General features: G+C 64.3%; 10 protein-coding genes. 6 read left to right on the forward strand and 4 right to left on the reverse strand.

Features of this window, described 5'->3' with window-relative positions:
* The 3 genes from AC4FAH_RS04335 to AC4FAH_RS04345 form a co-directional block, all read right to left on the reverse strand.
* On the reverse strand, positions 1–497 hold a 497-nt coding region (locus AC4FAH_RS04335; RefSeq protein ID WP_490245689.1), incomplete at its 3' end, for an ArsA-related P-loop ATPase.
* Complete coding sequence (locus AC4FAH_RS04340; RefSeq protein WP_199852375.1) at positions 488–808, reverse strand: cory-CC-star protein; 321 nt, start codon at positions 806–808, stop codon at positions 488–490. The genes AC4FAH_RS04335 and AC4FAH_RS04340, both read right to left, overlap by 10 nt.
* Positions 798–2,546, reverse strand: a complete 1,749-nt coding sequence (locus AC4FAH_RS04345) for a carbon starvation CstA family protein (RefSeq protein WP_286987294.1) — start codon at positions 2,544–2,546, stop codon at positions 798–800. The genes AC4FAH_RS04340 and AC4FAH_RS04345 overlap by 11 nt, the downstream gene beginning before the upstream one ends.
* 532 nt (positions 2,547–3,078) lie before the next feature.
* Here AC4FAH_RS04345 and coxB point away from each other — a divergent pair.
* From coxB to AC4FAH_RS04365, 4 genes are read left to right on the forward strand one after another with little or no spacing between them, the layout of a single operon-like run.
* Complete coding sequence (coxB, locus tag AC4FAH_RS04350) at positions 3,079–4,212, forward strand: cytochrome c oxidase subunit II (protein ID WP_394805772.1); 1,134 nt, start codon at positions 3,079–3,081, stop codon at positions 4,210–4,212.
* Positions 4,213–4,242: 30 nt separating this feature from the next.
* On the forward strand, positions 4,243–5,895 hold the full coding sequence (ctaD, locus tag AC4FAH_RS04355) for a cytochrome c oxidase subunit I (protein ID WP_107335293.1): 1,653 nt from the start codon (positions 4,243–4,245) through the stop codon (positions 5,893–5,895).
* A gap of 27 nt (positions 5,896–5,922) precedes the next feature.
* Positions 5,923–6,516 carry a cytochrome c oxidase assembly protein gene (locus AC4FAH_RS04360; protein WP_107335292.1) on the forward strand — a complete coding sequence of 198 codons (594 nt, stop codon included), beginning with the start codon at positions 5,923–5,925 and terminating at the stop codon, positions 6,514–6,516.
* Positions 6,513–7,373, forward strand: a complete 861-nt coding sequence (locus AC4FAH_RS04365) for a cytochrome c oxidase subunit 3 (RefSeq protein WP_490245690.1) — start codon at positions 6,513–6,515, stop codon at positions 7,371–7,373. Before AC4FAH_RS04360 ends, AC4FAH_RS04365 begins: the two co-directional genes overlap by 4 nt.
* Before the next feature lie 17 nt (positions 7,374–7,390).
* On the opposite strand, the gene AC4FAH_RS04370 is transcribed toward AC4FAH_RS04365, so the two are convergent.
* Entirely contained in the window at positions 7,391–7,582 is a 192-nt protein-coding gene (locus tag AC4FAH_RS04370) for a DUF2909 domain-containing protein (protein ID WP_043337068.1), read from the reverse strand.
* Positions 7,583–7,697: 115 nt separating this feature from the next.
* On the opposite strand from AC4FAH_RS04370, the gene AC4FAH_RS04375 reads away from it, so the two are divergent.
* Both AC4FAH_RS04375 and AC4FAH_RS04380 read left to right on the forward strand, forming a co-directional pair.
* A complete protein-coding gene (locus AC4FAH_RS04375) occupies positions 7,698–8,423 on the forward strand; it encodes an SURF1 family protein (protein ID WP_490245691.1) in 726 nt (241 codons plus the stop codon).
* Positions 8,424–8,498: 75 nt separating this feature from the next.
* Positions 8,499–9,140, forward strand: coding sequence for a hypothetical protein (locus AC4FAH_RS04380; RefSeq protein ID WP_213115019.1), 642 nt, complete (start codon positions 8,499–8,501; stop codon positions 9,138–9,140).
* Positions 9,141–9,159 lie beyond the last annotated feature (19 nt).

Consider the following 9,159-nt stretch of genomic DNA (forward strand, 5'->3'; position numbering starts at 1 on the left):
GCTTCACTGGTGCCGGGGGCGTGGCGTGACAGCTCGAGCTGGCGCATCACGGTGGCACTGCGCTCGCCACTTACCAGGGGGACGATCCGCTGGCGGACCGCCTCCAGGTAGCGGTCGCATTCCCGCTCGGGGTCCAGTTCCATCACGTCGAGGCGCGGCGCGATGTTGCAGGGCTTGCCACCGATCGCACCGAACAGGTCGCCGAGATTGTGCGCGGGGTCTGTCGACACCAGTAGGGTCGCTTCGCCTTTCTCCGCCAGTGCCAGCGCCTGGGCCGCCGCGCAGCTGGTCTTGCCGACACCGCCCTTGCCACCGAAGAACCAGATCTCGGGGTGCTTGGATATCTCGGCTTGCCCCGGCGCTTGGCCAGACTGGTGAGTGTGAGCCTTGTGAGTCTCGTAAGTCTCGTGAGCCGCTGACGGCTGGGTGCCTGCCCAGACAGCCGTATCTTTCGCCGTGCGGGATGCCGCGCGTTTCCAGAGCCTGCTCAACAGCACTTGATGCCCTCCAGCGGTGAATGCTCAAGCCCCTGACGCAGGTGCCAGTCATGCATGCGTTCCAGCATCAGCGGCAGCATCTCCAGCGAGACGGCCGGCGCCGGATTGGGGATGCCCATCAGCTCCGCGAAGCTCATCATCATGAAGATGTCCTCCTCTTCACGGGCAAGCTGCGCCAGATCGCGCTGCTGGTTGACGCGCAGCATGGCCTCCCAGCCATCCCGCAGCTGAATGGCGCCTGTCAGCAGGCGCCTTGTCAGACCCGGCTGGCGGGGTGATGACGCCAACCGGGTATCGTCATCAGCTCTCATGAGCGCTCACCCGGGCGGGAGACGTCAGGCTGCGGCTGGCCTCGAGCAGAATCCACAGCGCAAACACCATGATCAGGCTGCCGAAGGTGAACAACAGCCATTGCGGGTCGTTGCTGCCCATGCCCGACCAATCCAGCACCACCTGCTGCACCATCGCCCACAGCGTCATGATCATCAGGAAGACCATCGGGGCCAGGGTATAGATGACAGGGCGGCCCTGACGCTTGAGCCACACCGACACCAGCATCAGCGAGATGCCCGCCAGCAGCTGATTGCTGGTGCCGAACAACGGCCACAGCAGGTAGCCGCCGGAACCGAAGCCCTTGGGCCCCTGCGGCAGGATGACCAGTGCGGCACTGGCGATGACGGCGATGCTGGTGGCGACATGCTTGTGGCTGAGCGCCGGCATGCCGTATTCGCTGCCCAGTTCCGCGATGATGTAGCGCATCAGGCGCACGGCGGAGTCCAGCGTCGTCGCCGCGAAGCTGACCACGATGACCGCGACCAGCGTACTGCCGACATTGGCTGGCAGGCCGAGGTGCGAGATCAGCTGACCGGACCCCTGAACGAAGCTCGAGAGGCCATTGGCACCCGCCGCGGCGAAGCTTGAATAGGTTGCGGTGAAGTCGGCCTGGGTTGTGAACAGGGTCGCCACCGCGATGATGGAAATCAGCGCCAGCATGCCTTCGCCCAGCGCACCGGAGTAACCGATCAGGCGCGCATCCGGTTCATGGGACAGCTGCTTGGAGGTGGTGCCGGAGGCGACCAGACCGTGGAAGCCCGAGATGGCGCCGCAGGCAATGGTGATGAACAGCAATGGGTAGAAGGACATCTCGGCATCGGCGTTGAAGGCCGGCGCCGTCAGCTGCGGGCCACCTACGGCCAGCCCCAGATACAGCAGTACCAGCCCGACCACCAGCTGGTGAGAGTTGATGGTGTCGCGTGGCTGCAGCAGCTTCCAGACCGGCAAGACCGAGGCGATGTAGACATAGCTCATCAGCGCGATGATCCACACCAGGAAGGCGCTGGAGATGGGCGAAAGGCCGAACAGCAGGGTGGCATCCTCGCCACCGGCCATGGCGGTGAAGGCACCGGCCAGATCGATCTGCAGGAACTCGAACTGGCCCGCCAGCAGGGCGGCGGCATACATCACCATCAGTGCGAGCAGTGAGGGAATCAGCATCTTGCCGCCGCGACGATAGACGCGATGGCCGATCCATACCGCCAGCGGAATCTGGATCAGCACCGACAGCACGCTGGCCGGGAAGTTGATGAACAGATTGGCGATCACCCAGGCGAATACCGCGTTCAGCATCAGGACCAGAATCAGGATGATGAACAGAAACAGCAGCTTGGCACGCTTGCCGATCAGCTTGTCCGCCAGGGTGCCCACCGACTGGCCGCGATGGCGCGCCGACAGCGTCAAGGTGCCGAAATCATGCACGCCTGCCGCGAACAGACTGCCCAGCACGACCCACAGCACGGCCGGCAGCCAGCCCCAGTAGACGGCGATCGCCGGACCGACGATGGGGGCTGCGCCCGCCACCGAGGTGAAATGGTGACCCCACAGCACCCAGCGATTGGTCGGCAGGTAGTCGGTGTCATCGCGCAGCGCATGGGCTGGCGTCACGAAATTCGGGTCGAGGCGGAAGATGCGTTCGGCCAGAAAGCGGGAATAGAAGCGATAGCCGATGGCGAAGGCAACGCAGCCGAACAGGGCAAGCCAGATGGCGTTCATGGCAGATTCCGAGTGGCGTGGTGATGGATTGAGTAGGGCGTGCTGGCGTGTGCTGGTTGTCAGCTCGACATGCCGCTGTCGAGCGTCCGCCGAGCAAGACCTTCCGGCAGGGCTTTCAAGCAAGACTTTCAACACACTGGTGCAGATCGGCGTGACGCTAACATCGATAAATGCGCATATAACTTCGCCATTGGTCGCCCCGCCGCGCGCCGGCATGTCGCCAGCAAACCTGCAGGACATTCCTGAAACGCCGCCTCTCTGCGTGGACTGAACGCAGAAGCGCGCCGCTGCCTTGTGCTCAGGCGGCATCACGCGCGGGGTAGCCGTTTTTGCCTCGCTCTGCCTTGCGACCAAGGAGTATCAGTGGGTTGATCCACGCGACCTTGTGTTCCGCCAAGCTCTTCTATACTCGAAGCAAGTCGGAGCACGGGGAGCCGCTCAGCGCCGTCATCTGGGTGAGGCTCTCGATAACAATGACAAGGAGGCGCCGATGTCATGGATCGCGGAATGCCTTTCCCGTGTCACCAGGCCAATGCGTCTGCGCTTGCGACGCACAGTGACGATCCTTTCACTGACGACCCTGTCACTGACAGCCCTTTCCCCTTCGGTGCTGGCAGTGGAATACAACATGCCGGTCGGGGTCACCGCGGTCAGCCGCGAGATCCACTCGCTGCACATGATCATCTTCTGGATCTGTGTGGTCATCGGCATCGTGGTGTTCGGTGTGATGGGCTACGCGATGATCAAGCACCGCAAGTCACGCGGTGCGGTATCGGCAAGCTTCCATGAAAATACCCGTATCGAGATTCTGTGGACCGCCATCCCGCTGTTGATCCTGGTGGTGATGGCGGTGCCTGCCACCGCCACGCTCAAGGACATGTACGACGCCTCCGAGTCGGCGCTGGACGTGAAGATCACCGGCCATCAATGGCGCTGGCAGTACGAGTATCTGGGCGAGGATGTCGCCTTCACCTCAAGCCTCGCGACCCCGCGCGAGCAGATCAACAACACCGCCGCCAAGGGCGAGCATTACCTGCTGGAAGTCGACAACCCGCTGGTGTTGCCCATCAATCGCAAGGTGCGCTTCCTGACCACCTCCGCCGACGTCATCCACTCCTGGTGGGTGCCGGACTTCGGCGTCAAGAAGGACGCCATTCCCGGCTTCATCAATGAGGCCTGGACGCGTATCGAGACCCCCGGCACCTATCGTGGCCAGTGCACCGAGCTGTGCGGCAAGGACCACGGCTTCATGCCGGTGGTGGTCGAGGCGTTGCCGGAGGCCGAGTTCGATGAGTGGCTGATCGCGCGCAAGGCCGAAGCCGAGGCCGCGCTCAACGATGCCGGTCGTGACTGGAGTCTTGAGGAGCTGATGGAGAAGGGCGAGAAGACCTACGCCACCATCTGTGCCTCCTGTCATCAGCCGGATGGCCAGGGCATGCCGCCGGCGTTCCCCTCGCTGGTAGGCAGCGCCATCGTCACCCAGGACATGCAGGCGCACATCGATATCGTGGTCAACGGCAAGGCGGGCACGCCCATGGCGGCCTTCGCCGATGTGCTGAGCCCGGTCGAGCTGGCGGCTGTCATCACCTATGAGCGCAACGCCTGGGGCAACGATACCGGCGAGCTGGTGCAGCCAGCCGTCATCAAGGAACAGCTGTCTCAATAGCGTGCAAGCGACGCATTCAGGAGGCGTGTCATGGCCAGTGAACAGCCACGCAAGGCAGTACTTCAGGCCAGCGAGAGCGAGGGGGCCACCGCAGGCGGCGCTCATGTGGGCGAGGGCCACGGCAGCGCGCCGCGCGGCATGCTGCGCTGGCTGCTGACCACCAATCACAAGGATATCGGCACCCTCTATCTGATCTTCTCGCTGAGCATGCTGTTCATCGGCGGCATCATGGCGCTGGTGATCCGTACCGAGTTGTTCCAGCCCGGCTTGCAGATGGTGCAGCCGGAGTTCTTCAACCAGATGACCACCATGCACGGGCTGATCATGGTGTTCGGCGCTATCATGCCGGCCTTCACCGGGCTGGCCAACTGGATGATTCCGCTGCAGATCGGCGCGCCCGACATGGCGCTGCCGCGCCTCAACAACTTCAGCTTCTGGCTGTTGCCGGTCGCCTTCCTGTTGCTGCTTTCCACCCTGCTGATGGAGGGCGGTGGCCCCAACTTCGGCTGGACCTTCTACGCGCCGCTGTCCACCACCTATGCGCCGCCCTCGACCAGCTTCTTCATCTTCTCGCTGCACATCGCCGGCATCAGCTCGATTCTCGGCGCCATCAACATCATCGCCACCATCCTCAATCTGCGTGCCCCGGGCATGCGCCTGATGGACATGCCGCTGTTCGTCTGGACCTGGCTGATCACCGCCTTCCTGCTGATCGCGGTGATGCCAGTGCTGGCGGGCGCCATCACCATGATGCTGTTCGACATCAACTTCGGCACCAGCTACTTCAATGCCGCCGGTGGCGGCGACCCGGTGCTGTTCCAGCATCTGTTCTGGTTCTTCGGGCATCCCGAGGTCTACATCATGATCCTGCCGGCCTTCGGCATCGTGTCCGCCATCGTGCCGACCTTCTCGCGAAAGCGACTGTTCGGTTACGCCTCGATGGTCTATGCCACCGGCTCCATCGCGATCATGTCCTTCCTGGTCTGGGCGCATCACATGTTCGCCGTCGGCCTGCCACTGGTGGCGGAACTGTTCTTCATGTACACGACGATGCTGATCGCGGTGCCGACCGGCGTGAAGGTCTTCAACTGGATCGCCACCATGTTCCGCGGCTCCATCAGCTTCGAGCCCCCGATGCTGTTTGCGATCGCCTTCATCGTCCAGTTCACCATCGGCGGCTTCTCGGGCCTGATGCTGGCCATCGCCCCGGCGGATTTCCAGTACCACGACACCTACTTCGTGGTGGCGCATTTCCACTATGTGCTGGTGCCCGGCGCGCTGTTCGCGATTCTCGCCGGAGCCTATTACTGGTTGCCCAAGTGGACCGGCTTCTATCCCCACGAGGGGCTCTCCAAGTGGCATTTCTGGCTGTCGGTCATCGGCGTCAACCTGACCTTCTTCCCGATGCACTTCTCGGGGCTGGCCGGCATGCCGCGCCGCATCCCGGATTACGCGCTGCAATTCGCCGACTTCAACATGCTGTCCAGCATCGGCGCCTTCCTGTTCGGTATCTCGCAGCTGCTGTTCCTGGTCGTGATCGTCAAGTGCGCGCGCGGCGGTGTCAGGGCGCCGGCGTGTGCCTGGGAGGGCGCGGTGGACCTGGAGTGGAGCGTGCCGAGCCCGGCGCCGCTGCATACCTTCGAGATTCCTCCGCAGACCCGCGATGGCCAGATCATCCGCTGAGCGATGGACAGCGGCCAGGAGAGTGACATGCCCTCACGCGATCACGCAGCACAGCAACAGGCAGTGGCACGCACCGTGCGGCGCACGCTGCTTGCGCTGGTCGCGATGCTGGGCTTCGCCTTCGCGCTGGTGCCGCTCTATGACGTCTTCTGCAATCTCACCGGCCTGAATGGCAAGGCCGCCAGTCAGGCCAGGGCCGCGGTGGCGATGGAGATCGACGAGAGCCGCTGGGTCTCGGTGCGCTTCATCACCCAGCAGGGGCAGGGCCTGCCGTGGACACTCGAGGCGCTGGATGAGCAGTTCCGCATCCATCCCGGTGGCCAGTACAGCGCGCGCTTCGTGTTCACCAATCACGCCGATTACCCGGTGCGTGGCCGCGCGGTCCCCAGTGTCAGTCCTGCCGAGGGCTCACTGCATCTGCGCAAGATCATGTGCTTTTGCTTCCAGGAGCAGACGCTGGCAGCAGGCGAGCGGCGCGAGCTGCCGCTGGTCTTTCAGGTCGACCCTGACCTTCCGGAGGGCATTCGTGATCTGACCCTGGCGTACACGCTCTATCCGGTCACGACGCCGTCATCCGCGGGGGACGATGGTGCAGAGCATTCTGCAGGAGGTGAAACATGAGCAGTGGCAGCTATTACGTCCCGGTCCACAGTGCCTGGCCCATCTTCGGCGTGCTGGCGGTGGGCGGCATGATGATCGGCACCGGAATCTGGATGGTGCACGGCAGCGCCGCCTGGTTGTCAGGCATCGGCCTGCTGGCCGTGGTGCTGGTGATGGCGGGCTGGTTTCGGGATGTGGTGCGCGAGTCGATGGGCGGCCTCTACGATGACCAGATGGACCGCTCGTTCCGCTGGGGCATGGCCTGGTTCATCTTCTCGGAATTGATGTTCTTCGCGGCCTTCTTCGGGGCGCTGTTCTATCTGCGAACCTTCGCGCTGCCCTGGCTCGATGGCGAGGGCGCCAAGGGAGTGACGGCGCTGCTGTGGCCTGACTTCACCGCCAGCTGGCCCCTGATGACGCCGCCGGATGCCAGCATCGCCGGACCCAGAGAGCTGCTGTCGCCCTGGCAGCTGCCGCTGGCCAACACGCTGTTGCTGGTCAGTTCCAGCGTCACCCTCACGGTGGCGCATGAAGCACTGAAGATGGAGTTTCGGCGCACGGCGCGCAACTGGCTGGCGGGCACCGTGGTGCTGGGGCTGTGCTTTCTGTCCCTGCAGGGCATCGAATACTACGAGGCCTGGCACCACCTGGGACTGACGCTGCAGGCGGGAGTCTATGGCGGCACCTTCTTCCTGCTGACCGGTTTTCATGGTCTGCACGTCACCATCGGCACCCTGATTCTGATCGTGATGCTGGTGCGCGTGATACGCGGCCACTTCTCGAGTGAACGTCACTTCGCCTTCGAAGCGGCTGCCTGGTACTGGCACTTCGTCGATGCGGTGTGGATCGGTCTGTTCCTGTTCGTCTATGTGTTCTGACAGCACGCGGCGCGATGTCAGTCCAGCATTCCGGTGGAGAAGCCAATGACCAGCAGAATCACCAGACACACTGCCAGGCCAACCCGCCATTTGAGAGAGGTCAGCAGGCGTCGACTGCGGCTGCCATCGCGCAGCAGAAAACCGGCACCGGCGACCAGGCTTGCCAGCATGCCGATAAAGACCAGTGCGATCAGCGATTTGAGCAGCATGTCACCTCCCGGGGCGCAGACAGTGGCGGGTGAGCACAGCGCGGCACTCGCTTGTGACAGTCGAGCTCATCCGGCAGACAAGCGCAAGTCAGTGCCAGCGGCGCAGGCGTCTTCAATGGGGCAGGAGTCTTCAACGGCGGCGACGCAGGAGCGCCAGGTCGGACGCGGCTGGTGGCTGTTCTGGGGATGCCTGATCGTGCTCGGCCTGTGTCTGTGCAGCTGGCAGGTGATGCGTGGCCAGGCGCGTGCCCAGCATCTGGAGGATACCGCCAGCGCGCCGGAGCTGGTGATGCCGACGGCACCGCCCGCCAGTGCCAGCCTGATCGAGCTGCGCGGCGAGTGGCTCGCGGAACACAGCCTGCTGCTGGACAACCGCACGCTGGACAAGCGCCATGGCGTGGCGGTGCTCACGCCCTTTCGAACGCTGGATGGCCGCTGGTGGCTGGTGGAGCGTGGCTTCGTGGCATCGCCGGCCCCGCGCAGCGACCCGGACTTCACGACCCCGACAGGCTCCGGGGTGATCAGTGGTCGCTGGCAGTGGTTGAACGGTCAGGGCAACAGCGGTGGTCCACTGTTCGGCCCCAACCGTGAGGGGCAGCGTCTGCAGCAGGTCGATCTGAGCGCCTGGCAGGCGCTGGGCACACCGGCCTTTGCGGGTGTCCTGCACCAGACGAGCGGGGAGGGGCGATTCCTGCCCTGGTGGCAGCCGAGCAACATGACGCCGGAGCGTCATTACGCTTATGCGTTGCAGTGGCTGGGACTCAGCCTGGGGGCGGCGGTGGTCATGGTTCTGGGCGCGCGCCGTCAACGCCAGTCCGCGCTACGTCAGCGCCAGGCCTAGCGTCTGGTGCTTGTGTCTTGAGTCTGTTGTCCGCACACCCGGGCAAGCAGGGAAGCCGTCGTCAGGAGGAGAGCGATGACACACGTGATGCGACAGCGTCTGAAACTCGTGGCCTTGCTGGGGCTGTTGTCCGCCCCGCTGCCCTTGGCGTGGGCCATGCTGAGCGCACAGGTCGGGATTCCCGAAGGACGGGTGGCAAACGGTGCCCTGTTGCCAAAGGTCAAGCCGCTCACGGACTGGTCGCTCGACTACCTCGTGACAGAGAACGCCACTGACAACGTCACCGAAAACGCCACAGGAAACGCGACTGACGGCGCTGTTAGCGCGAAGGAGGCCCCCGGCATGCCGCCGCTGGCCGCCCGAGGCGCGGATGAACAGCGTTTCTGGCTCAGCTGGCCGGAGCCGAACCAGCCGCAGCTGGCCGCGGCGCAGGCCGAGCGCTGGTGGCGCCTGCATCGCGCGCTTGGCAAGGAGGCGCCACGCCTGGGCCGCCTGGTGGTGGCTGAAAAGGCCTTTGTGCATCCCCAGGTGCCGGGTGAGCAACGGGCGCTCGGGCGCTGGCCGGCGCCGAACGACACCGCTTCCGCGCCGCACCAGTTGCGCCTGATCGACCCTCATGGGCAGGTCGTGGTCGCCTACGGGCCCGAGATCACGCCGCAGGCCGTGATGAAGGATGTGCGCCGGCTGCTCAAGCGTAATCCGGTTGCGCCTCGATAGGTCGCGCCTCGCCAGGTCG

The organism is Cobetia sp., assembly GCF_983723665.1.